The organism is Desertibaculum subflavum, assembly GCA_003576705.1.
In the GTDB taxonomy this organism is placed as follows: Bacteria; Pseudomonadota; Alphaproteobacteria; order Ferrovibrionales; family Ferrovibrionaceae; genus Desertibaculum; species Desertibaculum subflavum.
This window is the reverse complement of the sequence record QOZS01000008.1, coordinates 68,721-95,203: the sequence shown is the minus strand read 5'-3', so window position 1 is coordinate 95,203 and position 26,483 is coordinate 68,721. Positions and strand designations below refer to the sequence as shown.

General features: G+C 68.3%; 22 protein-coding genes and 1 pseudogene. 10 read left to right on the top strand and 13 right to left on the bottom strand.

The genetic code is table 11. The features are described from left to right. Positions 1–6 precede the first annotated feature (6 nt). A complete protein-coding gene (locus tag DT074_RS06230) occupies positions 7–687 on the top strand; it encodes a lipid-binding SYLF domain-containing protein (RefSeq protein ID WP_119418960.1) in 681 nt (226 codons plus the stop codon). Positions 688–703: 16 nt separating this feature from the next. On the opposite strand, the gene DT074_RS06225 is transcribed toward DT074_RS06230, so the two are convergent. The 8 genes from DT074_RS06225 to DT074_RS06190 form a co-directional block, all read right to left on the bottom strand. Continuing rightward, positions 704–1,627: an aminotransferase class IV gene (locus tag DT074_RS06225; protein WP_119418959.1), complete on the bottom strand. Its 924-nt coding sequence runs from the start codon at positions 1,625–1,627 to the stop codon at positions 704–706. 29 nt (positions 1,628–1,656) lie between these two features. Beyond that, a complete protein-coding gene (locus DT074_RS06220) occupies positions 1,657–2,496 on the bottom strand; it encodes a CobD/CbiB family protein (RefSeq protein ID WP_119418958.1) in 840 nt (279 codons plus the stop codon). A 37-nt stretch (positions 2,497–2,533) separates the two neighbouring features. Beyond that, on the bottom strand, positions 2,534–3,322 hold the full coding sequence (locus tag DT074_RS06215; RefSeq protein WP_119418957.1) for an enoyl-CoA hydratase/isomerase family protein: 789 nt from the start codon (positions 3,320–3,322) through the stop codon (positions 2,534–2,536). A 32-nt stretch (positions 3,323–3,354) separates the two neighbouring features. Next, complete coding sequence (locus DT074_RS06210; RefSeq protein ID WP_119418956.1) at positions 3,355–4,062, bottom strand: NnrU family protein; 708 nt, start codon at positions 4,060–4,062, stop codon at positions 3,355–3,357. Between the two features lie 10 nt (positions 4,063–4,072). Then, positions 4,073–5,281 (bottom strand): MFS transporter, encoded by a 1,209-nt coding sequence (locus DT074_RS06205; protein ID WP_119418955.1) that lies wholly within the window; start codon positions 5,279–5,281, stop codon positions 4,073–4,075. An 84-nt stretch (positions 5,282–5,365) separates the two neighbouring features. After that, the gene (gene rnd / locus DT074_RS06200) at positions 5,366–6,610 is read right to left on the bottom strand and encodes a ribonuclease D (protein WP_368744481.1); all 1,245 of its coding nucleotides are present in this window, start codon (positions 6,608–6,610) and stop codon (positions 5,366–5,368) included. 62 nt (positions 6,611–6,672) lie between these two features. Continuing rightward, the gene (locus tag DT074_RS06195) at positions 6,673–9,177 is read right to left on the bottom strand and encodes a TRAP transporter permease (protein WP_162914671.1); all 2,505 of its coding nucleotides are present in this window, start codon (positions 9,175–9,177) and stop codon (positions 6,673–6,675) included. A gap of 202 nt (positions 9,178–9,379) precedes the next feature. Then, positions 9,380–10,348, bottom strand: a complete 969-nt coding sequence (locus tag DT074_RS06190; protein WP_119418953.1) for a TAXI family TRAP transporter solute-binding subunit — start codon at positions 10,346–10,348, stop codon at positions 9,380–9,382. A 79-nt stretch (positions 10,349–10,427) separates the two neighbouring features. On the opposite strand from DT074_RS06190, the gene DT074_RS06185 reads away from it, so the two are divergent. From DT074_RS06185 to lipP1, 3 genes are all read left to right on the top strand, one after another. Further along, positions 10,428–11,891: an L-lactate permease gene (locus DT074_RS06185; RefSeq protein ID WP_162914666.1), complete on the top strand. Its 1,464-nt coding sequence runs from the start codon at positions 10,428–10,430 to the stop codon at positions 11,889–11,891. 83 nt (positions 11,892–11,974) lie between these two features. After that, positions 11,975–13,744 (top strand): aspartate--tRNA ligase, encoded by a 1,770-nt coding sequence (aspS, locus tag DT074_RS06180; protein ID WP_119418951.1) that lies wholly within the window; start codon positions 11,975–11,977, stop codon positions 13,742–13,744. Between the two features lie 45 nt (positions 13,745–13,789). After that, positions 13,790–14,731, top strand: a complete 942-nt coding sequence (gene lipP1 / locus DT074_RS06175) for a LipP1 family hormone-sensitive lipase (RefSeq protein ID WP_119418950.1) — start codon at positions 13,790–13,792, stop codon at positions 14,729–14,731. Here lipP1 and DT074_RS06170 read toward each other — a convergent pair whose 3' ends face one another. Both DT074_RS06170 and DT074_RS06165 read right to left on the bottom strand, forming a co-directional pair. Then, entirely contained in the window at positions 14,732–15,880 is a 1,149-nt protein-coding gene (locus tag DT074_RS06170; RefSeq protein WP_119418949.1) for a cyclic nucleotide-binding domain-containing protein, read from the bottom strand. It abuts the gene before it with no gap. A gap of 16 nt (positions 15,881–15,896) precedes the next feature. After that, entirely contained in the window at positions 15,897–19,520 is a 3,624-nt protein-coding gene (locus DT074_RS06165; protein WP_119418948.1) for a vitamin B12-dependent ribonucleotide reductase, read from the bottom strand. 317 nt (positions 19,521–19,837) lie between these two features. Here DT074_RS06165 and DT074_RS06160 point away from each other — a divergent pair. The 4 genes and pseudogenes from DT074_RS06160 to DT074_RS06145 form a co-directional block, all read left to right on the top strand. Next, positions 19,838–20,182: pseudogene (locus DT074_RS06160) on the top strand (NADH:ubiquinone oxidoreductase subunit NDUFA12); the annotation flags it as partial. 13 nt (positions 20,183–20,195) lie between these two features. After that, positions 20,196–20,663 carry an outer membrane lipid asymmetry maintenance protein MlaD gene (mlaD, locus tag DT074_RS06155; RefSeq protein WP_119418946.1) on the top strand — a complete coding sequence of 156 codons (468 nt, stop codon included), beginning with the start codon at positions 20,196–20,198 and terminating at the stop codon, positions 20,661–20,663. Continuing rightward, positions 20,660–21,424, top strand: a complete 765-nt coding sequence (locus tag DT074_RS06150; RefSeq protein ID WP_119418945.1) for a class I SAM-dependent methyltransferase — start codon at positions 20,660–20,662, stop codon at positions 21,422–21,424. Before mlaD ends, DT074_RS06150 begins: the two co-directional genes overlap by 4 nt. Further along, positions 21,421–21,837 (top strand): DUF2155 domain-containing protein, encoded by a 417-nt coding sequence (locus DT074_RS06145; protein ID WP_119418944.1) that lies wholly within the window; start codon positions 21,421–21,423, stop codon positions 21,835–21,837. Before DT074_RS06150 ends, DT074_RS06145 begins: the two co-directional genes overlap by 4 nt. Here the strand turns inward: DT074_RS06145 and DT074_RS06140 are convergent. Continuing rightward, positions 21,809–22,996, bottom strand: coding sequence for an MFS transporter (locus tag DT074_RS06140; RefSeq protein ID WP_119418943.1), 1,188 nt, complete (start codon positions 22,994–22,996; stop codon positions 21,809–21,811). The genes DT074_RS06145 and DT074_RS06140 overlap by 29 nt on opposite strands. 113 nt (positions 22,997–23,109) lie before the next feature. On the opposite strand from DT074_RS06140, the gene DT074_RS06135 reads away from it, so the two are divergent. Together DT074_RS06135 and DT074_RS06130 are read left to right on the top strand one after the other, a co-directional pair. Beyond that, a complete protein-coding gene (locus DT074_RS06135; RefSeq protein ID WP_368744479.1) occupies positions 23,110–23,892 on the top strand; it encodes an AraC family transcriptional regulator in 783 nt (260 codons plus the stop codon). Between the two features lie 40 nt (positions 23,893–23,932). Beyond that, entirely contained in the window at positions 23,933–24,514 is a 582-nt protein-coding gene (locus tag DT074_RS06130) for a PA14 domain-containing protein (protein ID WP_162914665.1), read from the top strand. 4 nt (positions 24,515–24,518) lie between these two features. Here DT074_RS06130 and DT074_RS06125 read toward each other — a convergent pair whose 3' ends face one another. Together DT074_RS06125 and DT074_RS06120 are read right to left on the bottom strand one after the other, a co-directional pair. Next, positions 24,519–25,292 (bottom strand): short-chain dehydrogenase/reductase, encoded by a 774-nt coding sequence (locus DT074_RS06125; RefSeq protein WP_119418940.1) that lies wholly within the window; start codon positions 25,290–25,292, stop codon positions 24,519–24,521. 12 nt (positions 25,293–25,304) lie between these two features. Continuing rightward, positions 25,305–26,474, bottom strand: a complete 1,170-nt coding sequence (locus DT074_RS06120) for an MFS transporter (RefSeq protein ID WP_119418939.1) — start codon at positions 26,472–26,474, stop codon at positions 25,305–25,307. Positions 26,475–26,483: the final 9 nt, after the last annotated feature.

Genomic DNA, 26,483 nt, shown 5'->3' with positions numbered 1-26,483 from the left:
GCAACCATGTTGACCCGGCGCGCGCTTGTCGCTGCCCTGCCACTCACGCTCCTCGCCCGTCCCGCCTTCGCGACCGAGGAGCAGGATCTGGTCGACCGTGCCAGGATCACTGTCGACGGTTTCGTGCGCGACGCCGAATTCGCCGAGATGCGCCGTCTGTTGCCGCGCGCCAAGGGCGTCATCGTGTTCCCGAGCATCTTCAAGGCCGGCTTCATTATCGGCGGCGAGGGGGGCAACGGCGTCCTGGTCGGCCGTGACGCCAATACCGGCGCATGGACTGCGCCCTCCTTCATCACCATGGGAGCCGGCTCGGTCGGCCTGCAGATCGGCGCCGAGGCGAGCGAAGTGATGCTGCTGATCATGACCGACAACGGGCTCCGCGCCGTGCTGTCGAACCAGGTCAAGCTCGGCGCCGACGCCTCGATCGCCGTCGGGCCGATCGGCAAGGGCGTGGAAGCATCCACCACCACGGCGCTGCGGGCCGATATCTATTCCTTCGCCAAGTCGCGCGGCCTGTTCGGCGGCGTATCCCTGGAGGGCGCCGTGCTGGCCAGCCGGGATTCGATGAACCAGAAGTACTACGGCCGCGCGATCACGCCAGAGGCGATCGTCATTCGCCGCGAAGTCGAAGCCCCCAACGCCGCGCTGCTGCAGGACGCGCTGCGCCGCGCCGAGGCGAAGAGCTAGCCTCAAAGCGTGGTCCTTAGAGCTTGGCCAGGTACTGCGCGACGAAGTCGCAGCCGACGAAGCGGCTGTAGGCGCCGGTCAGCAGGCTGGTGACCGGGCCCGGCACCTGGCCGGAGCCGACCGCCTGGCCATTGACGCTCCGCACCGGGCAAAGGCAGAGGCTGGTCGAGGTCAGGAAGATCTCGTCGGCATTGGCCGCGTCGAACATGTCGAGGTCCTTCTCCTCGCAGGCAATGCCGAGCTCGCGCGCGAGATCGATCACCGTCTGCCGGCTGACGCCCGGCAGCACGTAGTGCTCGCGCGGCGTGAAGAGCCGCCCTTCCTGGACCAGGAAGATGTTGCTGCCGATGCCTTCGGCGAGATTGCCGTTCTCGTCCAGCAGCACCGACCAGGCCTTGGGGTTCTCGGCCTTCACCTCCAGATCGGCCATGATCGTGTTCAGGTAGTTGTGCGTCTTGGCGCGCGGGCTGAGCGCCGAGGGCGAGGTGCGCCGGACCGACGGCACCAGCACGTCGATGCCGTCGCGGAACAGGCTGGCCCGCTGCGCCAGCGGCAGCGGCAGGCATTCGACGATGACCGTCGGCCCGCTCTGCTCCCAACCCTCGTCGCCGACCGCGTCGACGCCGCGGGAGACCCGCTGGCCGACCCACCAGTCGCCGTCCTTCGGCCGGAGATGGGCGTTGCGCGCGACGACTTCCTCGCTAACCGCGATCATCTCCGCCGGCGACAGGCCGGGATCGATGCGCAGGTAGCGCAGCGAACGGTAGAACCGCTCGACATGCTCCTTCAGCTTGAACGGCCGGCCGTCGAAGGTGCGGGTCATGTCGAAGGCGGCGTCGCCGTATTTGAAGCTGCGGTCGCGGAACGGCACCAGCACCTGGGATTCCGGCACATAGCGCCCGTTGAAATAGGCGATCCGCTGGTTGGAGAGGTCCGACATGGGTCACTTCCCTTCGGTGGCGGCGAGCATCATAGCCCGATGACGGCGAGCACGATGAGGGCAGCCAGCGCCACGGCGGCTGCCGCCCCGCACAGAATGCCGGTGCGGATGATGTCCGTCACGTCGAGGCGGGCGCGGCCGTTTACCGGCCCGAGCCAACCGCCATTGCCCTCGACGACGATGCCGAGGGCGCCGGTGGCCGTCGCGACGGTGCGGCCGGCCGGCACGCCCCGCGCAGCACGCCCCGGTGCGACGGCATGGCGCAGCGCGTCGAGCGGATTGCCGCGCGGCACGAAGACCGCGGCGACGACCACGAGCGCGGCACCTAGCAGGCCGGGCACCAGCAGCAGGAAAGCGCGCAGGCGGCGTGCCGCGAGCGCGATGCTGAGCCGATCCCCGGCCGCATCGGTCAGCAACGATGTGGCGCGATAGGCCATGGCCGCGGTCAGCCCGCCCGCCAGGAAGTAGAGCGCCGGCGCGATCAGCCCGTCGACCAGGCCGCGGGCGACGAAGGCGACCCGCTGGCGATTCGACTGGAAATCGCCGTCGACCGCGGCCGCGAAGACGGCACGCGCCGTGGCGCCCGAACGCAGCGTCAGGGCCGCCGCTACGCCGGTCACCGCGAGCGGGAAGGCCGAGCGCTCGGCGATCGTCTGCAGCGCCAGCCCGGCCGCGGCGCCGGCAATCAGCGCCGCGAGTACCAGGATGGCGCCGCGGATCTGCAACGTGCGGCGCCCACGCTCCGCCTTGTCCAGGCGGTCGAACAGGCGGGCGAAGCGGGCCTGGATTGCCCGCCGCGGGCCGAGGGCGCCGAGAACGAGGAGCTCGAGCGGGATCGCCAGCAGCAGAGCGAGTGGATCGAACGGCATCGCCCGCGAAGCTTGCCCGATTCTGCCGAAGGCTGCCTCAGCGACCGGTGAAGCTCGGCGCCCGCTTGGCCAGGAACGCCGCGATGCCCTCCTGGCCGTCGGCGCCGCGGGCGGCGTCGGCGATGCCGCGCGCCTCGTGCTCCATCTGGGTCTCCAGCGATTCCTCGAGGCCCTGGGCCAGCAGGCGCTTGGCGCCGCCGAAGGCGCGCGTCGGGCCGGCGGCGAGCGCGCGGGCCAGCGCATCGGTCTCGGCGGCCAGATCCGCGTCCGGCACCACCTTGTTGACGATGCCCCAGTCCAAGGCTTCGCGCGCCGTCAGCGAGCGGTTGGTCAGCGCGAGCTCGACGGCGCGGCGCAGCCCGATGGCACGGCCGAGGTAATAGGTCGAGCCGCCATCCGGCGTCAGGCCGGCCCTCGTGTAAGCGAGGGTGAAGCGCGCCGATTCCGCGGCGATGGCGATATCGCCCATCAGCATGGTGGAGAAGCCGGCGCCGGCCGCGACGCCGTTGACGGCCACGATCATCGGCGCGTTCATGCGCGCAAAGCGCGACACCGCGGCGTGGAAGTAGACGGTCATCTCCTTCATCAGGGCCGGCACGCTGTCGCCGGCCTTGGCGAAGCTCGCGAGATCGCCGCCGGCGCCGAAGGCCTTGCCGGCGCCGGTCAGCACGACGCAGCGAATGGATGGGTCCTCGTCGCAGGCAATCGCCGCATGCATCAGGTCCTGCGCCATGCGGATGTTCATGGCGTTGTAGACCTCGGGACGATTGAGGGTGATGCGCGCGATGCCGTCCTGCACCGCAAACAGGATGTGCTGGTACTCCATGTCTCTCCCCGGATCTGCTTGTGAGTGACAGCTCAGAACGGGATCGCGCTGACGCCGAGCACCGGCCCGTGCACCACGAACAGAACGATCCACGCCACCAGCGCGACGGCGATACGCCACAGGCCGATCTCCGATAGAACGAGCTGGTTGCGCCCGCTCACGATGGCGGCAAATGGCACGATGGATGTCTTGCCGGCATAGGCGGCCCAACCCCGCGGGTCGGCCGCGGCGCGCTTGCGGTCGATGCTCGGCATGCCGTACAGCGCGGTGACGAGGATGGTGGCGAACAGCACGAGCGAGGCGAAATCGCCGTTCGGAACCATGTGCGCTGCGGCCCAGAGGACGAAGGACCAGAGCATCGGATGCCGCGTGATGCGGAGGATGCCGCGGGCGGGATCGGGCCTCTGCAGCAGGCCCTCCGCCCCGACGGCGGTCGGGTTCGGCGCGGTGACCGAGCCGACGAAGAGCAGCAACGCGACCGGCATGACCAGGAAGGGCACCCAGTACGTCCACCGCTCCGGCGCCCATAGGCCGAGGAAAGCTTCCGGCTGGCCCGCCCGATTGTAGGTCCAGATCAGCAGGCCGAGGCCGACCACCGACAGCACGGAGAACAGGCCCCTGAAGCCGTTGGCGCCGAGGGCGCCGATCAGCCGGCCGCGCAGGGCTGTCCCGGCAAGGCCGATATGCACCGCCAGCCAGAAGGCGGCGGCGGCAAGCAGATGGGTCTGGGCGGGTTCCATGCCCGCGATGCTAGCGCATCGCGGGCGCCGGTTGGCGAACGATCGCGCGGTCGTTGGCCGGGAAGCAGAACGCCGCCGCGATTACGCCAAGGGCCACGGCAATCCACCATGTGACCGCATAGGAGCCGGTGGTGTCGAACAGGCGACCGGCCAACCAGACGCCGATGATGGCGCCGACCTGGTGCATCATGAAGGCCAAACCGTTCAGCATGGCGAAGTGCTGCATGCCGAAGATCTGGCCCACGATACCGGTGGTCAGCGGCACGGTGGAAAGCCAGAGCAGGCCCATCGCGACGGCAAAGGCCATGGCGGTTTCCACCGTCGTCGGCAGCAGGATGAAGGCGGTGATCACGACGGCGCGCAGGAAGTAGATCAGGCCGAGCACGATGCGCTTGCGGAAGCGCGACCCCAGCAAGCCGGCCACCGTGCTGCCGATGATATTGCCGGCGCCGATCATCGCGATCGCCCAAGCGCCGATGCGCGGGTCCAGGCCCTGGTCGCTGAGATAGGCCGGCAGATGCGCGCCGATGAAGGCGACGTGGAAACCGCAGACGAAATAGGCGGCCGACACCATCAGGAAGCCGGGATGCGCCAGCGCCTCTCGCGTGGCCTCCGACCAGCTCTGCTGGTGGCCGGTCGGCGCCGGCGGCGCGCCGGGCAGCGCACCTGCCAGGAACACGCCGGCGAAGGCGCAGCTGCCGATCATGATCAGCGCTGTCTGCCAGCCATAGGCGACGATGAATTCCTGACCGAGCGGCACGAAGACGAACTGCCCGAAGGAGGCAAGCGATGTGCCGATGCCCATGACGATGGTGCGCTTCTCCGGCGGATAGGATTGCGCAATGGCGGCGAGGATGGTGGCAAAGCCGACGCCGGCGCCGAACGTCCCGACGATGACGCCGGCGGTCAGCTGAAACATGCCGGGCGAGGACGCGAAGGCCGAGGCGACCATGCCGGCGCCGGAAACGAGCGCCCCGATCGCGGCCACCCGCGCGGCGCCGTAGCGGACCGCCATGGCGCCGGCGAAGGGTTGCGCCACGCCCCAGAGCAGCTGGGCGAGGCCGAGCGCCAGCGCGAAGGCCTCGCGCGACCAGCCAAGATCGCTGGTCATCGGCTTGAGGAAGACGGAATAGCTTTGCCGGGTGCCGAACGCGATCATCAGCGTCAGCCCGCCTGCCAGCAGCACCAGCAGCGGCCGCTTCACCCCACTCTGCACCATGCCCGCCCCTCCGGAATCAGTGCAGCTACACTTAAAGCGGCGGGCGTCCGGGTCAAGAGAGGCCTGTGGCGCAGGTCACACTGGCTAACGCGCCGCGGCCAGCGCCGGCATCGGCTCCTCGCGCGCCCCGGTCGGAATGGCCGTCAGCCGGCCCCGTCGTACGGCGAGCGCCAACTCGCCGCGCTTGAGCGCCAGCGCGGCCTCGCCGAACACTTCGCGCCGCCAGCCGCTCAGGGCTGGCACGTCGGCTTCATCGTCGACCGCGAGATGCTCGAGATCGTCGACCGTCGCCACCAGCTTCTGCGCCACGTCGTGCTCGTCACACTTCATCTTGAGCAGGACCTTGAGCAACTCGATCAAGGGGCCCGAAGCCTTCGGCCGGTCCGGCTCTCGATCGAGCCGTGGGTACTGCGCCGGCTCCAAAGCCTCGGCGCGGGCCAGCGCGGAGAGAATGGCCTGGCCGTGGCGCCCTTCCGCCATCGACTTAGAAAAACCGCGGACCCGCGCCAGCGCGGCGGCATCCTTCGGCGGGTCGCTGGCGATCTCGAGCAGCGCCTCGTCGCGCAGCACGCGGTTGCGCGGAATGTCGCGTGCCCGCGCCTCCAGCTCGCGCCAGGCGGCGAGTTCACGCAGAATGGCCAGGAATTTCGGATTGTGCGAACGGGTGCGGATGCGCTGCCAGGCCTCGCGCGGCTCGACCACATAGGTGGTCTTGTCGGTCAAGGTCGCCATTTCCTCCGCCACCCAACCGGCACGGCCGGACTTGGCGATCCGCGCTTCGAGCTTCTGGTAGACGGTGCGCAGATGCGTGACGTCGGACAGCGCATAGGTCACCTGTCGCTCCGACAGCGGCCGCCGGCTCCAGTCGGTGAAGCGTGACGACTTGTCGATCGTCGCCTTGGCGAGCCTGGCGCACAACGTCTCGTAGGATGCCTGCTCGCCGAAGCCGCAGACCATCGCCGCGACCTGGGTGTCGTAGACCGGCACCGGCAGCTCGCCCATAAGGTTGAGGAAGATCTCGAGATCCTGCCGCGCGGCGTGGAACACCTTGGTGACCTGCTTGCGCCGCAGCAGCTTGAGGAACGGATCGAGCTTCAGCCCTTCGGCGAGCGGATCAATCGCCGCCGCCTCGTCCGGTCCGGCGACCTGCACAAGGCAGAGCTTGGGGAAGAACGTGCTCTCGCGCATGAACTCGGTGTCGACCGTGACGAAGGGCGCGGCCGCCAAACGCCCGCATAGGGCTGCCAGGGTGTCGGTGTCGGTGATGGTCTGCATGACTCGGCGGAAGTCTAGCACCACCCGCCGCGCCGTGAGGAAAATCAGCAGCAATTCACCGGTTCGAAAAATATAATATACATCAATAAGTTATGTAATGTTTTGCGGGAGGCGGCTCAGCCATGCGACGCCGGCGATGTTGCCCGACGGCGCATCCACTGCAAAATCGTCACCAGGCCGGCCAGGCCCAGGGCGGGAATCATCATCACGAAGGGCGAAGGCCGCTCGGTCGGCACCCGCACGGATTCCAGCTTCTGGCCCGCCTCCAGCCCCGCCTTCTTGGCATAGGAGCTGAACCGCACCTGGGCCACCTGCATCTCGCCGCCGAGACCCGGCGCCAGGCGAAGCCCGGCCGTCGCCAGCCGTTCCCGCGCCGGTCCGGCGGGACCGAGGCGGATGCTCACGGTCTTCTCATAATCGTCGCCCTCGATCGTCGTGCCGGAGACCGAGATCACCATTCGTCCATCCTCGGGGATTCCGGCGACCACCTGCTCGAGTTGCGCCGGCGGCAGCACCTGGTACGGCGGATGGATCATGTCCCAGAAGAAGCTCGGCCGCAGGAGGACGAAGGCGGCGAGCAGCAGGGCGGCGGATTCCCACAGCCGGCTCTTCACCAGGAACCAGCTCATCGTGCCGGCGGCGAACAGCATCATGGCGATGGTCGCGGCCACGGCCACGACCGGCACCTCCCACCAGGCATGGATGTCGATCAGCAGGATGCGCGGCTCGAACACGAAGATGAACGGCAGCAGCGCGGTACGCAGCGAATAGAAAGCGCCCTGGAAGCCGGTCTTGATCGGATCCTCGCCGGAGATCGCCGCGGCGGCATAGGCGGCGAGCCCGACCGGCGGCGTCACGTCGGCCATGATGCCGAAATAGAAGACGAAGAGGTGCACGGCGATCAGCGGGATGGCGAGGCCTGCCTGCGCGCCGAGCTCCACGATCACCGGCGCCATCAGGGTCGCCACCAGGATGTAATTCGCCGTGGTCGGGATGCCCATGCCGAGGATCAGGCTGACGAAGGCCGTCAGCACCAGCATCAGGATGACGTTGCCGCCGGACAAAAGCTCGACGAACTCCGTCATCATCAGGCCCATGCCGGTCAAGGTGACCGTGCCGACCACGATGCCGGCGGTGGCGGTGGCGACGCCGATGCCGATCATGTTGCGGGCGCCGAGATGCAGGCCCTCGATCAGCTCGCGGATGCCGCGCACGGCCGCGGCGCCGAACTGGCGGCCGCCGCGGAACAGCTCGATCAGCGGCCGCTGGGTCGCCAGCATCGCCATGATGGTGACGGTGGCCCAGAAGGCGGACAGGCCGGCCGACAGCTCCTCCACCATCAGGCACCAGAGCAGCACCACGATCGGCAGAATGAAATGCAGGCCGGTGCGGGCGATCGGCCAGGTGGCCGGCACCGTCACGACGGGCGCATGCGGGTCGTCCGGCAGCAGGTCGTCGAAGCGGGCGGCATAGGCGAGCAGCCCGACATAGAGGCCGATGCCGAGCGCCGCGACGATCCACGGCGCGGCAGCACCGAAGACCGCGGCTATGCCGGTGATGGCGTAATAGAGGCCGCAGATCACGGCGACGGTGCCGGCGAGCCCCATGGCGCCGACCAGGACACGCTGCGCCGGCGCGCGCTGATGCGCCCGCGTCAGGGGCTCGGCGCCGATCTTCAGCGCCTCGATATGCACGATGTAGAACAGGCCGATATAGGAGATGATCGCCGGCAACGCCGCGTGCTTGACGATGTCGGGATAGGGAATGCCGACATACTCGACCATCAGGAAGGCGGCGGCGCCCATCACCGGCGGCATGATCTGGCCGTTGATCGAGGACGCCGTCTCGATCGCGCCGGCTTTCACGCCCGTGAGGCCGGTGCGCTTCATCATCGGGATGGTGAAGATGCCGCCGGAGACGACGTTGGAGATCGACGAGCCGGAGATGACGCCGTTCAGCGCCGAGGACACCACCGCGACCTTGGCGGGCCCGCCCTTCAGGTGGCCCATCATCGCAAAGGAAACCTGCATCATCCAGTTGCCGGCGCCGGCCTGTTCCAGCAGCGAGCCGAACAGGACGTAGAGGAAGACGAAGCCGGTGGAGACGCCGAGAGCGACGCCGAACACGCCTTCGGTGGTCAGCCACTGATGCGAGATCAGCCGTTCGACCGAAGCGCCCTTGTGCTGGATGACCTCCGGCATGTAGGGCCCGAGGAAGGTGTAGGCGAGAAAGACCAGCGCCACGACGACCAAGGGCGGGCCGAGCGCGCGGCGGGTTGCCTCCAGCAGGATGACGAGGCCGCCGACCCCGACCACCATATCCGCCCAATTGGGCTGCCCCGGCCGGGTCGAGAGCGAGACATAGAACAAGAAGATATAGGCGGCGACGAAGGCGCCGAGCAGGCCAATCGTCCAGTCCACCGCCGGCACCCGGTCGCGCGGCGCGCCCCGCGAGCCCGGATAGGCGAGGAATGCCAGCAGCAGCGCGAAGGCAAGATGGATCGACCGCGCCTCGGTGTCGTTCAGGATGAATACGCCGAAGATGAAGGGCAGCGGCGAGGCGTACCACAGCTGGAACAGCGACCAGGCGACGGCGGTCCAGAACAGCGCGCGTCCCGATATGCCGGTGAGCTTGCGGCCGCCGAGATCGGCGGCGGCCACCATGTCCTGAAGCTCCGCCTCGCTGGCCGTCCGGCGGGCCGCGTCGGTCATCTGTGCTCCCCCGAGAGACTTGCAAGACGGAGGCGTCCCCTGCCCCGTCTCGCCGCAACGTCATGGCGGCAGGCCCGGCGCCGCATCCGCGCGGCGCCGGGATGCCCTTGCCTCAGTTGAGGCCCTTCTCCTTGAAGTACTTCGCCGCGCCGGTGTGCAGCGGCGCGGAGTTGCCGTCCTTCACCATCTTCTTGGGGTCCAGATTGGCGAAGGCCGGGTGCAGCTTCTTGAACTCGTCGAAATTGTCGAACACGGCCTTGGTGACAGCGTAGATCACGTTGTCCGGCACCTTGGCAGAGGTCACCATGGTCGCCAGCACGCCGTAGGTCGCCGTCGGGTTCGGGTTGTTGTTGTACATCCCGCCCGGAATCGTCGCCTTGGCGTAGTAGGGCTTGTCCGCCACCAGCTTGTCGATCGCCGGACCGGTCAACGACACGAGCTTGGCGCCGCAAGTCGTGGTCGGGTCCTGGATGTTCGCGGAAGGATGGCCGACGGCATAGAAGAAGCCGTCGATCTTGTTGTCGCACAGCGCGGGGCCGTGCTCATCGGCTTTCAGCTCCGATGCCAGAGCGAAATCGGAGATCTTCCAGCCCAAGGCTGTAAGCAATTCGTCCATCGAGGCGCGCGTGCCCGAGCCCGGGTTGCCGACATTGAACCGCTTGCCCTTGAAATCCTCGAACTTGGTGATGCCGGCCTCCTTGCGGGCCAGCACCGTGAACGGCTCCGGATGCACAGAGAACACGGAGCGAAGATCGCCATAGGCGCCGCCCTCCTTGAACTGAGCGACGCCCTTGGTGGCGTTGAACTGCACGTCCGACTGCGCCATGCCGAGGTCGAGCTCGCCGGATTTGATGGTGTTGACGTTGAAGACCGAGCCGCCGGTCGATTCCACCGAGCAGCGCAGCCCATGCGTCTTGCGGTCCTTGTTCACCAGGCGGCAGACGGCGCCGCCGACCGCATAGTAGACGCCGGTGACGCCGCCGGTGCCGATGGTGATGAACTTCTGCTGCGCCGCAGCGGGCATCTGGGCCATCAGGCCGAGCGTCGCCGCAGCCGCCATCGCCCCGAGCATGCCTTTCATAATCAGCCTCCGGTTGGGAATTGAGTGATGTAGTCTGCGGCACCTTCCTTCCGGCCGCAATCCGAACCGACAGGCCCGCTTGCTCATCCCCTTGTACGCCTTGACCCCGATCGCCGCCGCCCTGGCGGCGATTCTGGTGTTGCGGGCCGGTCCCCTGATCGGCGCGGCGATCGGCCTTGCCCTCGCGGCGCTCGCCGCGGCGACCATCGAATCCGCGACGCTGAACTGGCCGGCGCTCGGCGCCGCCGGCCAGACGGCGCTGGCGATCGCGGTGAGCGCGGCCTCGGTGATCGTGCCGGGCCTGATCCTCAACCATGAACTCGACCGCCGCGGGGCGCTGACGGAGGCAGCCGAGGGCCTGCGGTCGCTCGGCATGGATCCGCAGCGTTGCGCCGTGATCCTGCTGCTCGGCCTGTTCCCCGCGCTCGAGTGCCTGACCGGATTCGGTATTTCCCTTCTGCTCGCGGTACCGGTGCTGATCCGCCTGCTCGGCCCCGCCGTGGGCGTGCCGGTGGCCCTGCTCGGCATGCACATCATGGCCTGGGGGACCATGGCGCTGGCGACTCTGATCGGCGCGGCGCTCGCCGGCATGCCGCCGGACCTGCTCGGTGCCGTCAGCGCCGTGCTGCAAGTGCCGGCGCTGGTGGTGGTCGGGCTGATCGGGATTGCCACGATCGGCGGGCCGGATGCGCTCAGGCGGCACGCCGTCTTTGCCGTGCTGCTGGCACTGGCGCTGGCAGCGCTGCTGCATCTCAATGCGCGCTTCCTGCTGGTCGAGACGTCGGGCGTGCTGGCCGGGCTCGGCGTCGCCCTGCTGGGGATCGGCTGGGAGGCATTGCGCGGCCGTTTCCGGCCCGGCCTCGGCGACCTCGCGCGCCTGCGCGGCCTCGCGCCTTTCGCGGCGGCGCTGATTCTGCTGTTGCTGGTCCGCCTGGTGCCCCCGATCGCCACATTCCTTGACGATGTGCTGGTCATCGGCGGCGGGGACCTCGCGATCTCGCCGCTCGCCTCGCCCGGTCTGGCATTGCTGATCGTTGCGACAATCCTGGCAGCGCGCGGCAGCGGCTTCCGCTGGGGCGTTCCGCTCGGCCGCGCGATTCGCCCTGTCGCCGTGGTTCTGGCTTTCATCCTGCTGGCCCAGGTGATGCAACAGACGGGGCTGCTCCGCATCGCGCTCGCGGGGGCGGCAGGCCTCCCGCTCGCCGTCCTGGTTCCGCTCGCCCCCGCGCTCGGCATGCTCGGCGGCTTCACCACCGGCTCGGCCGTGGCCGGGAACGCATTGTTCCTTCCGGCCGTGACGGCACTCGGCGCGGCGCATGGCCTGGCCTGGGACTTCGCGGCCATTCACAATGCCGCCGCCGGGCACGGCGCCTTCGCATCGCTTTCCATCGTCAGCCTGACCGTCGCCATTGCGAGCCAGGCGGTGCCGGGCGGCGGTCCCCCGGTGCATGTCCTCGCCCGCTTCGGCCTGCGTTCGGCGTTGCTGATCTATGCTGCGCTCGCAGCCGGATTTGCCCTGTTCCGCGGCCTGGCCGGGCTCTGACCGGCCATTAACCGCGCCTTGCCTTGACAAGCCATAGATGGCTGTGTGTTTTCCCGGCTTCCCCATCTCTAGGTCCCCGGTCCATGCACTCCTATCGCACCCATACCTGCGGCGCCCTCCGGCCCGAGCAAGTCGGCGAGATCGTCCGCCTGTCCGGCTGGGTGCACCGGAAGCGCGACCACGGGAGCCTGCTGTTCATCGACCTGCGCGACCATTACGGCGTTACGCAATGCGTGCTGACGACCGGTTCCGACATCTTCAGGATCGCCGAGGGGCTGCGCTCGGAAAGCGTCGTCTGCATTACCGGCAAGGTGGTCGCACGGACGCCTGAGACCGTGAACACGAGCCTGCCGACCGGCCATGTCGAAGTGCAGGCGCAGACGCTGGAGGTGCTCTCTGCGGCCGAGGAACTGCCGATGCCGGTGTTCGGCGAGCAGGAATACCCGGAGGAGATTCGCCTTAAATACCGTTTCCTCGATCTGCGGCGCGACCGGCTGCACCAGAACATCGTGCTGCGTTCGAAGGTGATCGCCTCGATCCGCCGGCGCATGCACGACCAGGGCTTCACCGAGTTCCAGACACCGATCCTGACCGCCTCCTCGCCCGAGGGCGCGCGCGACTTCCTGGTGCCGAGCCGCATGCATCCCGGCCGGTTCTACGCCCTGCCGCAGGCGCCGCAGCAGTTCAAGCAACTGATCATGGTGTCGGGCTTCGACCGCTATTTCCAGATCGCGCCCTGCTTCCGCGACGAGGACGCCCGCAAGGACAGGAGCCCCGGCGAGTTCTACCAGCTCGACCTGGAGATGAGCTTCGTCACCCAGGACGACGTCTTCGCCGCGGTGGAGCCGGTGATCCACGGCGTGTTCGAGGAGTTCGCCGGTTCCCGCAAGGTGCCGGGGCCCTTCCCGCGCATCCCGTTCCGGGAATCGATGCTGAAATACGGCTCCGACAAGCCGGACCTGCGCAATCCGATCATCATCGCCGACGTCACGGAGGCCTTCCGCGGCTCCGGCTTCGGCATTTTCGCCAAGGCGATCGAGAACGGCGCCGTGGTGCGCGCCATTCCGGCGCCGGGCGCCGCTGGCCGGCCCCGCAGCTTCTTCGACAAGATGAACGAATGGGCGCGCAGCGAAGGCGCCGCCGGCCTCGGCTACATCGTGTTCGATGCCGGCGAGGCGAAGGGGCCGATCGCCAAAAACCTGGACGCGGACCGGTTGGCAAAGATCAAGAGCGCTGCCGGCCTGAAGGATGGCGATGCCGTGTTCTTCGCGGCCGACAAGGCCGACAAGGCGGCGAGGCTCGCCGGCCTCGCCCGCACGCGCCTGGGCGAGGAGCTCGGCGTGATCGAGCAGGGCATCTTCAAGTGCTGCTGGATCGTCGACTTCCCGATGTTCGAGTGGAACGAGGACGAGAAGCGGGTCGATTTCTCGCACAATCCCTTCTCGATGCCGCAGGGTGGGCTGGAAGCGCTGACGTCGAAGGACCCGCTCGACATCCTGGCCTTCCAATACGACATCGTCTGCAACGGCGTGGAGCTGTCGTCGGGCGCGATCCGCAACCATCGCCCCGACATCATGCTGGAAGCCTTCCGCATCGCCGGCTATCCGGCCGAGGAAGTGGAGAAGCGCTTCGGCGGCATGCTGAACGCCTTCCGCTACGGTGCGCCGCCGCATGGTGGCATCGCGCCCGGCATCGACCGCATCGTCATGCTGCTGGCCGACGAGCCGAACATCCGCGAGGTCATCCTGTTCCCGATGAACCAGCAGGCGCAGGACCTGATGATGGGCGCCCCGGGCGAGGTGGCGGCGAAGCAGCTGAAGGAACTCCACATCCGCGTGGTGCCGCCGAGTTGAACCACCGGCCCGTCGCGCGGCCTTTCTTCCGGGGTTGATCCGCCCATGACGCTCGATCCGCAAGCACGCCATGCCCTCGAGCTCGCCGCTGCGGCCGGTCGGCCGGCGGTGGAGACGCTCTCGCCCGACGCGGCGCGTCGGCAGTACAAGGAAGGCCGCGCCGCCGTGGTGCCGCCGCCCGCGCCGGTCGCCTGGGTGGAGAATTTGAGCCTGCCGGGACCGGGCGGGCCGATCCCGGTGCGCCATTTCCGCCCCGTCGGCAGCGCGGCCGGCGCCGTCCTGCCGGCCTTGATCTGGTATCACGGCGGCGGCTGGGTGATGGGCGATCTCGACACCCATGACGGCATCTGCCGCGCGCTCGCCAATGCGGCCGGCGCCGCGGTGGTCAGCGTCGACTACCGCCGTCCGCCGGAGGCGAAGTTCCCGGCAGCCGCGGAGGACGCCTATGCCGTCCTGACCTGGCTCGCCGAGCATGGCGACAAGCTGCGCATCGATCGGGGGCGCCTCGCCGTCGGCGGCGACAGCGCTGGCGGCAATCTCGCCGCCGTCGCCGCGCTGGCGGCGCGGGAACGCGGCGGGCCTGCCCTGCGCCACCAGGTGCTGGTCTACCCGGTCACCGATTTCACCCGCGGCCATGCCTCGTACCGCGAGCACGCCGAAGGCGTCGGCCTGACGGCGGCCGCCATGGCCTGGTTCATCGACCACTATCTGAATGCCGCGCCGGAGACGCGCGACTGGCGCGCGTCGCCGCTACACGCGCCGGACCACCGTGGCCTGCCGCCGGCTTTGGTCATCACCGCCGGATATGATGTCCTGCGTGACGAGGGCCGTGCCTATGCCGAGGCCTTGCAGCGCGCCGGCGTCCAGGTCGTACATCGTCCCTTCGACGGCATGATCCACGGCTTCCTCGGCATGGGGCGGCTGATCGACGCGGCGGCGGTGGCGACGGAGGAGATCGGCGCCGCGCTGCGTCGCGCTTTCACCTAGCTAGACCAGCTTTGCCGTCGTCTTGCCGAGCCGGTCGCTCAGGATCAGCGACAGGTTGAACAGCACGCGCGCCGCCACCGCCGGCATCTCCTGGATGGCGCGCTGCATGGTCTGCTGGTTCAGCACCAGCACCTCCCCCTCGGTCAGCGCGACGACGTCGGCGGTGCGCGGCGCCTCGGAGAGATAGGCCATCTCGCCGAACACGTCGCCGCGGCCGAGCGCGGCGACCCGCTTGCTCGCGCCCTTGCGGTCGATCCGGCGCACCTCGACCTCCCCGCCGATGACGACGAACATGTCGCGGCCGACATCGCCCTGTCGTACCAGCACGTCACCCGTATGGCAGCGCTTCAGCCTTCCGACGCCGACGAAACGCCGGGCATCCGCGTAGGAGAGGTCGTGCAGCAGGGGTATGCCCTCGAGCGGGCTCTGCCGCAGGGTCTGGGTCAGACGCTCCCAGATCTGGTCCTCGCTCACGCCTTTGGCGCCCGTCCGTGACGGCGCCGGATAGGTCTTGGCGAACCAGTCCGCGGTGGTGCGCGGATTGTCCTCGCGCACGATCAGCCGGGCGAAGGGCGAGTTGACGGTGGCGAGGTGTATATAGTCCTCCGTCAGCAGCACCAGCGGCACGAGATACTGGTCGTCACGGTCGACGAAGCCTTCCGCATAGCCGCGATAGCCGAGCTGTTCGAAGGCCTTTACCTGGCTCGCCGGCACCGCCGTGCAGAGGAAGCGGGCACCGATCTGCCGCGCCACGCGCACGGCACCGCCCAGCAGGGTCGCCATGATGCCGGCGGCCCCCGCCTCGCCCACCACCAGCCGGTCCTGCACGCACGCAGCCTGCCGGCCGAAATTCAGAAACCCGCCGAGCCTGAGGGCATCGGCGCCGGCCGGCGGCAGAACGTCGATCGCCGCCGGGATCAGACGCACCGTGGCGGCGAGCGCGCCGGTGATGGTGCGCACAAAAAGATGCTGGGCTGCGGCATCCACCGCATCGGCGACGATGCGATGCTTGCGGTCCGCATCCGCGCTCTCGCCGCCCTGCGCTTCGACCAGGACCTGATAGCGGAAGCGCTGGATCGCCGTGATCTCGCGCGGCGAGCCGGCGATCGCGAGATCGATCGCCGGCGTGGAGCGGGCCGTGATCGTCACCTCGGTGCGGCGACGGTCACGAGCAGCCGCTGGTCGAGCCGCAGGTGTCGCATTTCAGGCAGGTGCCGTTGCGCACCAGGGTGAAATTGCCGCATTCGCCGCAGGCATCCCCCTCGTAACCCTTCATGCGCGCTTCGCGGATGCGTTGCAGCCGGCCGTCGACCTGTTCGATCACTTCGCTCGACAGCGCGATGGCGGTGGCGCCGGTGCCGCTCGCCACGGCGACCGCGCCGCCCGCGGACGCCGTCGCCTCGCCCCGGTTGCCGCCGGCCAGCACCACCAGCTTCGAGCGCACGTAGCCGTTGGAGGCGATCTTGGCGATGCTCGGCGCAGCTGTGGGGGAGATCGTCCCCTCTTCCGCGCCCTCGCCGAGCGAGTCGTGCCGCATGTCGTCCGGCTCGGCATGGGCGAGGTCGTTGCGGCCGAGATAGGAGATGGCGAGCTCGCGGAAGACGTAGTCCAGGATCGAGGTCGCCATCTTGATGGCGTCGTTGCCTTCCACCATGCCGTTCGGCTCGAACCGGGTGAAGGTGAAGGCGTCGACGAATTCCTCGAGCGGCACCCCGTATTGCAGGCCGATCGAGATCGCGATGGCGAAATTGTTCATCAGGCTGCGGAAGGCGGCGCCTTCCTTGTGCATGTCGATGAAGATCTCGCCGAGCTTGCCGTCGGCATACTCGCCGGTGTGCAGATAGACCTTATGGCCGCCGACCACCGCCTTCTGCGCATAGCCCTTGCGGCGGTTCGGCAGCTTGAGGCGCTCGACGATGCGCTTCTCGACGATGCGCTCGGCGACGATGGTCGCGCGCTGCGCCGCCGGCGCCTGCGCCACTTCGGCGGCGATCTCGGCCGCCTCTTCCTCAAGCACCACGGCCGAAAGCGGCTGCGACAGCTTGGAGCCGTCGCGGTAGAGCGCGTTCGCCTTGAGCCCGAGCTTCCACGACAGCATGTAGGCCCGGTGGCAATCCTCGACCGTCGCCTGGTTCGGCATGTTGATGGTCTTCGAGATGGCGCCGGAGATGAAGGGCTGCGCCGCCGCCATCATGCGGATATGGCTCTCGGCGGAGAGGAAGCGCTTGCCGTCGCGGCCGCAGGGGCTCGCGCAATCGAAGACCGGCAGATGCTCGGCCTTGAGGTGCGGCGCGCCCTCGACCGTCATGCTGCCGCAGCAATAGGCGTTGGCCGCCTCGATCTCCGCCTTGTTGAAGCCGAGACTGGCGAGCAGGTCGAAACCGACCTCGTCCAGCTTCTCGACCGGCAACTTCAGCACATCGGTGCAGAACGCTTCGCCGAGAGTCCACTTGTTGAAGGCGTAACGAATGTCGAAGGCACTGCCGAGGCCGCCTTCGACCCGGTTGATCGCCTCGTCGTCGAAGCCCTTCCGCTTCAGGCTTTCCCAGTTGACGCCGGGCGCCCCGTTCAAGGTGCCGCGGCCGACCGCATGGGCGACGATCTCCTCGATCTGGCCTTGCGCATAGCCGAGCTTGGCGAGGGCGCGCGGGACGGTGCGGTTGATGATCTTGAAATAGCCGCCGCCGGCCAGCTTCTTGAATTTCACGATGGCGAAGTCGGGCTCGATGCCGGTGGTGTCGCAATCCATCACCAGGCCGATCGTGCCGGTCGGCGCGATGACCGAGGCCTGGGCGTTGCGATAGCCGTGCTGCTGACCGAGATCCAACGCCTCGTCCCAGGCCGCCCGCGCTGCCGCCACCAGCGCCCGGTCAGGGCAGTTCGCCGCATCGAGCGGCACCGGCGCGACCGACAGCTCCTCGAAGCCTTCGGTCTTGCTCCAGGCAGCCCGCCGGTGATTGCGGATCACCCGCAGCATGGCCTCGCGATTGCGCTCGAAGCCCGGGAACGGCCCGAGCTCGCCCGCCATCTCGGCGCTGGTCGCGTAGGAAGCGCCGGTCATCAGCGCAGTGATCGCGGCGCAGAGCGCCCGGCCTTCGTCGGAATCGTAGCCGAGGCCCATCGCCATCAGGAGGCCGCCGATATTGGCGTAGCCCAGGCCGAGCGTGCGGAACACATAGGAGAGCTCGGCGATGCGCTGGGAGGGGAACTGCGCCATCAGCACCGAGATCTCCAGCACCATGGTCCACAGCCGGACCGCGTGGCGGAAGCCCTCGATGTCGAACGACCCGTCGGCCTTCAGGAAGGTCATCAGGTTGAGCGAGGCCAGGTTGCAGGCCGTATCGTCCAAGAACATGTACTCGGAGCACGGATTGGACGCGTTGATGCGGCCATCCGCCGGGCAGGTGTGCCACTCGTTGATCGTGCCGTCGTACTGGATGCCCGGATCGGCTGAGGCCCAGGCGGCGTAGGAGACACGCTCCCACAGCTCGCGCGCCTTCAGGGTCTTCGACACCTTGCGGTCGGTGCGGCGCACCAGGTCCCAGTCGCCGTCCTGCTCCACCGCCTCGAGGAAGGCGTTGGAGACGCGAACCGAGTTGTTCGAGTTCTGGCCGGAAACCGACAGATAGGCCTCGCCGTCCCAATCGGTGTCGAAGCTCGGGAACTCGATCGCGGTATATCCCTGCCGGGCGAACTGCACCACGCGCAGGATGTAGTTCTCCGGGATCATCGCCTTGCGGGCGGCGATCATCTCGCGCTTGAGCAGCGGGTTGTCCTTCGGCTCGAACCGGCCCGGCCCCTCCTGCCCGCTGTGGCAGGCGGCGATGATGGCGTTGAGGTGCCGGGCGGCAAGGCGCGAGCCGGCCACCATGCTCGCCACCTTCTGCTCCTCGACGACCTTCCAGTTGATGTACTGCTCGATATCGGGGTGATCGATATCCACCGTCACCATCTTGGCGGCGCGCCGCGTGGTGCCGCCCGACTTGATGGCGCCGGCGGCGCGGTCGCCGATCTTCAGGAAGCTCATCAGGCCGGAGGACTTACCGCCGCCCGACAGCTTCTCGCCCTCGCCCCGCAGCGCCGAGAAATTGGTGCCGGTGCCGGAGCCGTACTTGAACAGACGCGCCTCGCGGACCCAGAGGTCCATGATGCCGCCTTCGTTCACAAGGTCGTCGGCGACCGACTGGATGAAGCAGGCATGCGGCTGCGGATGCTCGTAGGCGCTTTCCGAGCGCTTGAGCTGGCCGGTCTTGTAGTCGACATAGAAATGGCCCTGGGCCGGCCCGTCGATGCCATAGGCCCAGTGCAGGCCGGTGTTGAACCATTGCGGCGAGTTGGCGGCACCCATCTGGCGCGCCGCCATGAAGCGCATCTCGTCGAAGAAGGCGAGCGCGTCCTCTTCGCTGTCGAAATAGCCGCCCTTCCAGCCCCAATAGGTCCAGGTGCCGGCCAGCCGGTCGAACACCTGCTTGGCGCTGGTCTCCTGGGTATAGCGCTGTTCCTTCGGCAGGGCCGCGAGGGCCTTCTCATCGGCGACGCAGCGCCAGAGCCAGCTCGGCACCGTGTTCTCTTCGACCGGCTTCAGGCGCGCCGGCACGCCGGCCTTGCGGAAATATTTCTGCGCGAGGATGTCGCAGGCGACCTGCGACCAATCCGACGGAACCTCGATTCCCTCCAGCCTGAACACCACCGATCCGTCGGGGTTGCGGATCTCGCTGCTGGTCTGCGCGAAGGCGATCGCCGCGTAGGGATCCTGCCCTTTGGTGGTGAAGTGACGCTGGATGCGCATGGTCCCGGGCCCCCGATTCTGTGAAGCGATTCAAGGGACTTATGCGACAGTCCCCTCTCCCGGAGACGCAACATCTTGTGATGCGCTGTCTCTGGGGCACAAAATCTAGCGGCGGTGGGGGAAGGGGGTCAACCGGGTTTTATTGTCGGAAAGGCTCCAAAGGGGGTTGAAGCCTGCGCGACTCTGGATGACTGCGGGATTTTATCCACAGGGCCACGGCAGGTGGCAACGATGCTTTTGCGAGCCGCCTTGCTGGACGATGCAGGGGGGCGATGCCATAGTCCGCGCCGCTTTTTCAGCAGGCATCGCGAGTCCCGCAGCTCATGACCGTCCGCACGCGGTTCTACACATGGCTCAACGGCGAGGAGGTCGGCCAGGACACCTACGGCAACCGCTATTTCCGCCACAAGAAGGGCGAGCGGCGGCGTTGGGTGCTCTATCAGGGCGAGGCCGAGGCCTCCAAGGTGCCGCCCGAATGGCATGCCTGGCTGCACTACACGACCGACACTTTCCCGATCGCGACGCCGCCGCTGGCCTGGCAGAAGGAGCATCTGCCCAACCTGACCGGCACGCCGGAGGCCTATCGTCCGGCCGGCGCCCTGGAGCGCGGCGGCAAGCGGGCGCGCGCGACGGGCGATTACGAGGCCTGGCAACCGGAGTGAGGCGAGAGGGCTGATGTCGGGGAGCATTGTCGAGACGATCATCGGCGCGGTGGTGATCGCCGTTGCCGGGTTCTTTCTCACCTACGCCTATACCAGCACCGGCAATCGGGGGCTCGGCGGCTATGCGCTGGTCGCCAAGTTCGACAAGGTGGACGGTCTTGCGATCGGCGGCGATGTGCGGATGAGCGGTATCAAGGTGGGCACCGTCACCGGCCAGTCGCTGGATCCGGAAAGCTACCGCGCCGTGGTCAACTTCACCGTCGACAGCAGCATCAAGATCCCCGACGACAGCGCCGCGAAGATCGCGAGCCTCGGCCTGCTCGGGGGCAATTACCTGGCGCTCGAGCCGGGCGGCTCCGACAACATGCTGAAGGCCGGCGAGGAAGTGCGCTACACACAGGGCGCCGTCAGCCTGCTCGACCTGATCGGCCAGGCGATCTTCTCGTCGACCAGCGGCAGCGGCAGCGGCGCGAAGCCGTGAACGAGGCGCTTGCGGCGGGTCAGCAATGGCGCGCCGACACTTACGCGAAGAATGCCCGCTTCGTCGCCGATCTCGGCCAGCCTGTGGTGGAATGGCTCGCGCCGGTTGCCGGCGAGCGGGTGCTTGATCTTGGCTGCGGCGACGGCGCGCTGACCGAGAAGCTGGTGGCGCTCGGCTGCCGGGTCGTGGGCGTCGACGCGGCGCCGGACATGGTCGGCGCCGCCAAGGCACGCGGGCTCGATGCGCGCGTGATGAGCGGAACGCAGCTGCTTTTCGCCGACGAGTTCGACGCGGTGTTCAGCAATGCGGTGCTGCACTGGATCAAGGATGCCGACGCGGTGATCGCCGGCGTGGCGCAGTCGCTCCGCAAGGGCGGGCGTTTCGTCGGCGAGTTCGGCGGCTTCGGCAATGTCGTCGCCTGCCGCACGGCGCTCCGCGCCGTCATGCTCGCGCGCGGGGTCGATCCGGCGCCGCTCGACCCCTGGTACTTCCCGACCGCCGATGCCTATGCGGCCAGACTCGCGAAGGGCGGCTTCAGGGTCGATCGGATCGAGCTGATCCACCGGCCGACCCTGCTCCCCACCGGCCTGGCCGGTTGGATCGAGACCTTCGGTGCGGCCTTTCTCTCCGCATTGCCGGCGGGCGAACGCGCCGCCGCCGTGGCCGAAGCGGAACGGCTGTTGGCGCCGCTGCTGCGCGACGAGCAAGGCCGCTGGTTCGCGGATTATGTGCGGCTGCGCTTCGCGGCGGCGAAGCCGTGAAGCGGCACGGCTGCGCAGCCCTGGCGGTTGCCGTCGCCGCGCTGCTCGGCGGTGGCGCGCGGGCTGAATCGCTCGAAGGCACCGCCGCCGTGCTGCAGGGGCTCGACAAGGTCACGGCGCGCGTGAGCCGGTTCGAGGCGCCGGTCGGCCAGACCGTCGGCTTCAACCGCCTCCGCATAACCGTGCGCGCCTGCCGCAAGCGCCCGCCGGAGGAACCGCCGGAGTCCGCCGCCTTCCTCGAGATCGACGACGTGCAGCCGAACGGCGAGGTGAAGCGTGTCTATAGCGGCTGGATGTTCGCCTCCAGCCCCGCCGTCGCCGCGATGGAGCACCCTGTCTACGATGTCTGGGTGCTCGATTGCCGCGTGGCCGAGGCCCCGCCCCCTACTCCGCCGGCGCCGCCGCGGCGATAGCCTGTCGCTCGTTCGGCAGGAACAGCACGGCGAGCACCGTGAACATGCCGACCACCGCGAGGAGCTGCAGCAGCAGGGTGAACCCGCCGCCCGTGGCGTGAACGATGCCCACGATCGGGATCGCGATCGCGCTGACGCTGAACGATACGGTGAGCCGGAGCGCATAGACCCGCGAGCGCCAGCGATCGTCGAAGAACTTGGCGACCATGGCATCGCCGAACGGGATCTGGCCGAAGACGAGGAACATCGCCGCCGTCGCCAGCACCAGCAGCGGCAGGTTGTCGGCCGTCGCGGCGAGATAGAACAGCGGCACCTGCACCAGTGCGACCGGCAGGAACACCGCCTTCAGTGGATGCTTGTCGATCAGATGGCCCGAGAAGAGCTGGGCCAGCGCCGCCAGCGCGAACACGATGGCGACATAGATGCCGATTTCGCTGCCCGTGGTGGCAATCTGATCCAGCCGTTCCTGGAACAGCTTGGGCATCGAGACGGTGGTCACGTTGAAGATCAGGCTGCCGCAGATCGACGTGGCGGTCAGCACCACGAAGACGCGGATCAAAAGCTGGCGTGGCAGCGGCAGGATCTTCGGCGCCCGCTTGGCCGGCGCCAAATCCTCCTTCGGCACCGTTAGCCAGAAGGCGATGCCGAGCAGGATCGAGAGCGCGCCCGGCAGGTAGAATGCCATACGCCAGCCGTAAATATCGACGAGAAAACCGGTGATCAGCGCGGCGAGCGCGACGCCGAGATTGCCGGCAAGGCCATTGACGCCGAGCGTCAGGCCGACCGCCCTGGCGTTCTGCACCAGCATGGCGATGCCGACCGGATGGTAGATCGCGGCGAAGATGCCGACGACTGTGAGCGCGATGCCGATCTGCCAGGGGGATCGGGCCAGCCCGGTGGCGAGCGAGGCAAGGCCGATGCCGATGAAGAACACGATCATCATGCCGTGGCGACTCCAGTGGTCTCCGAGCCAGCCGGCCGGCAGCGAGCCGAGCCCGAAGGCGATGAAGGCGCCGGTCGCATAGGGCAGCATCTCGCCGTAACTGAGCCCGAATTCCGGCGCCATGGCGATGACCGCCGTGGTGTAGATCAGCAGGAAAAAGTGATCGAGCGCATGCCCCAGATTGAGCAGCAGCGAGCGCATCGATATCTCGGGCATGGCCTGGAATCCTCCGCCGGTCGTCCGGAATCTAGCCAAATTCGGCCTTGGCCGTCTCGCGCCATTCGGCCAAGATATACCTGACAATGGACACACGCCCCCCAGCTGCCCGGTTGTCCCCGGACGTCGACCGCCTGCAGCGCGCACGGGCGCCGGTGGTCGCCTATGCGCGCGACTTCGCCGACGGCGCGCGGCTGCCGCGGCATTCGCATCCTCGGGCACAGCTTCTGCACACGCTGACGGGCGTCATGCAGGTGGAGACGCCGGGCGGCACATGGATCGTCCCGCCGCAACGCGCGCTCTGGGTGCCGGGCCGGGTGCCGCATGCGATCCGCATGCTGGGACGGGTATCGATGCGCACGATCTATGTGCGACCCGGTGCGGCGCCGGGATTGCCGGTGGAATGCCGCGCCGTCGCCGTCTCCGGCCTGCTGCGCGAACTGATCCTCCGCGCGATCGCGCTGGGCGAGCGGCGCCAAGGCGAGACGGCGACCCACATCGATGCGTTGATCCTCGACGAGATCCGCACCCTGCCCGACGAGCCGCTGCGCCTGCCGCTGCCGCAGGAACGGCGGCTCCGCCGGCTCGCCGACGCGCTTCTCGCCCGGCCGGCCGATCATCGCCCGGCGACACGGATTGCCGGTGAGATCGGGATGAGCGCGCGCACCCTCACCCGGCGCTTTGCTGCCGAAGTGGGCATGAGCCTTGGGGCCTGGCGCCGCCGCGCTCGCCTGCTGGAAGCGCTTCGCCTGCTCGCCGCCGGCGAGAAGGTCACCGCCGTGGCGCTCGATCTCGGCTACCAGAATCCGAGCGCCTTCATCGAGAGCTTCCGCCGCAATCTCGGCACCACGCCGGCGCGCTATGTCGCGGCAGCCGACACGCCGGCCGCGGCGTGATATGTCGTTGCATGCTTCACGACACTGGGACCGACGAACAATGAACGGAGTCACGACAGCCATTCTCGCCACCCTGACCGGGCTCGCTTTCGCCTCGGGCGTAGCGGCCGCGCCGATGGAGGTCGCGCCCGCCACGGTTTCCGCCGAGGCGCTTAAGCCCGGGATTCGTGTCAGCTACTGGTATGCCGCCTTCGAGCATGTCGACCAGTTCGAGAAGTTGATCGCCGAAAAGCCGGGCTGGACACCGAAGCCGCTTGCCGCGCTCGACGATTGCGGCGGCAACGGCAAGCTCTACGAGGCTGGCGTGATCGAGAATTACGGCATCCGCGGCGAAGGCTTCCTGCGCTTCGGCAAGGCCGGCGAGTACCAGATCGTCGCCAAGTCGAATGACGGCATCCGCCTCAAGCTCGACGGCAGGCTCGCGCTGGAAGATCCGAAGGTGCATGGCGACCGGATGAGCAAGCCGGCCGTGGTGAAGGTGTCGGCGCCCGGCCTCGTGCCCTTCGACTTCAACTATTTCCAGAAGAAGGGCGGCGCCTGCCTGCAGCTCTATTGGCAGGAGCCGGGGCAGGACAAGCTCTCGCTCGTCCCGCCCGAAGCCTTCCTGCACCAGCCGAAGTGACGCCTCACCCGCGGAAGGCGATGCCGCCGTCGATGGTGAGCACGACGCCGGTCGTATAGGCGGACAGGTCCGACGCCAGGAAGCAGACGGCCGGCGCGATCTCCTCGGGATGCGCCGGCCGGCCATAGGGCATCTGCTTGGTCAGCTCGGGCCAACGCTCCGGATCGCCGAAGGCGTCGGTCGCGCGCTTCTTCATCAGGGTGACCAGCCGGTCGGTCGCCACCGGGCCCGGATTGATGCCGACTACGCGAACGCCCTTGTCGATCGACCCGGCACCGAGCGCGCGGGTGAAGGCGATCAGCGAGGCGTTGCCGGCCGTGCCGGCGATGTACTTGTGGTCCAGCCGCTCGCCGGCGAGGCCAATGATGTTGACGATCACGCCCTTGCCGCGCGCCGACATCTTCTCGAAGAAGCCGCGGCACATGTCGACATAGCCGAACACCTTCAGGTCCCAGGCTTGGCGCCAGCGGTCGCCGTCGACTTCCAGGATGTTGCCACCGGGGATGGCGCCCGCATTGTTCACCAGGATGTCGGCATCGCCGAAGCGGTCGATGGCGCTGGCGATGCCTGCCTTGGTGGCGAGGTCGGCCGCGAGTGTTTCGACGCCGACATTGGCCTGGCCGCGGATCTTCGCCGCCGCCTCGTCGAGCGCGCCTTGCGCGCGTGAAATCAGCGCGACATCGACACCTTCCTTGGCGAGTGCCAGCGCGGCGGCGAAGCCGATGCCCTTCGATCCGCCGGTGATCACGGCCTTGCGGCCGGCGAGCTTGAGATCCATGACTTCCCTCCCTCAGGTTGTTGCGGTCACCGCGGTACTGGGCCGCCGCGCCGCCCGGAACAGCAGCAGGGCCAAGCCGGCGCCGACCGCGAAGGCAGCGCCGGCGGCGAACGGTGCCCAGCCCGCGCCACTCGCATCGCGCAGCTTTCCGGCGAGACCGGGCAGCAAAGCCATCGAAAGATAGAACAACGAGAAATAGATCCCCATCCCGAACGCCCGGTTCTCGGGCCTGAGGCACTGCGCCGGCAGCGCCATGATGGCGCCTGCCGGCGAGACGCCGACAAGACCGACCAGGAGCAGCCACAGCGCCGGTACCGGTGCGAAGGGAAAGGCCAGCAGCGGCAGCGCCAGGCCCGCGACCCCGACCAGGATCATCGCCGTGTGCGAGACGCCGCGATGCGCGATCAGGCCGCCCAACGGCACGGCGGCGACGCTGATCCAGCTGACGACGCTCGTCAGCGAGGTTGCGGCGGCGAGGTCGAGGCCCCGCTCCACCAGCAGGGACGGCGCAAAGCTGAGGGGCACGATGAACGCCACGTTGAACAGGCCCCAGACCGAGCCGGCCAGCAGAATGCCGCGCCATTCGTCACGGTCGAGCCGTGGATTCAGCGCCTGGGTCACCGCGCCGGCGGCCGGGCGATAGACCGCCGCAACGGATACCAGGCCGACGATCGCCATTGCGGCGGTGGCGAGAAACGCCGCGCCCCAACCGAAGCCGGCCGCCAGCGGGCCGAGCACCAGCAGACCGAGCGACAATCCCACGGGCCAGCTGGTGATGAAGATTGCCATCGCCAGAACCAGATCGCGGCCGACGAACCAGTCGGTCACCATCTTCGACATCAGCACGTTGAGCAGGATGGCGCCGGTGCCCGACACGACCCGCGCGGCAGCTGCCGCGGCGAAGCTGTCGGCATGGGCGCCCGCCGCACCGCCCGCGGCCACCAGCGCCAGGCCCAGCAACACCATGCGCTTGTCGCCGAACCGCGCCCCGATCCAGCCGCCCGGCGGCGCAATGAAGACGCCCGGCAGCATGTGCAGACCGATCAACAGGCCGAGCTCGCCGAAATCGAGACCGAGATCGTGTTGCAGCAGCGGCCCCGTCGCCGCGACGACCTGGAACTGGAAGCCCATCGAAAGCCGCGCAACGAACAGCGCGGCGAGGATCGTCCAGCGCCCCGGCATCGGCAGCGG